This window comes from Streptomyces scopuliridis RB72 (genome assembly GCF_000718095.1).
In the GTDB taxonomy this organism is placed as follows: Bacteria; Actinomycetota; Actinomycetes; order Streptomycetales; family Streptomycetaceae; genus Streptomyces; species Streptomyces scopuliridis.
Map to the genome: position 1 here is coordinate 1 of NZ_JOEI01000115.1, position 338 is coordinate 338.

General features: G+C 71.3%; 1 pseudogene. It reads right to left on the reverse strand.

Annotated features, from left to right (window positions below):
• A pseudogene (locus IF11_RS39830) lies at positions 1 to 338 on the reverse strand (zinc-binding dehydrogenase); the annotation flags it as partial.

Sequence of the window (338 nt, forward strand, 5' to 3'; positions counted from 1 at the left end):
TCGGCGGCCTCCCGGATGTCGGTCTTGCCCATCTCCAGGAACCGGCCGCCGGGGCCGACCAGCCGCAGCGACGCGTCCACGAACTCACCGGCCAGCGAGTTCAGTACGACATCGACGCCCCGGCCGCCGGTGACCTCCGCGAACGCCGCCTCGAAGTCCGTCGTACGCGACGAGGCGATGTGGTCCTCGGCCACGCCCAGCGAATGTGGTCCTCGGCCACGCCCAGCGATCGCAGCACCTCCCACTTGCCCTCGCTCGCGGTCGCGAAGACCTCGGCGCCCAGATGGTTCGCCACCTGGATCGCCGCCATGCCGACACCACCCGCACCGGCGTGGATC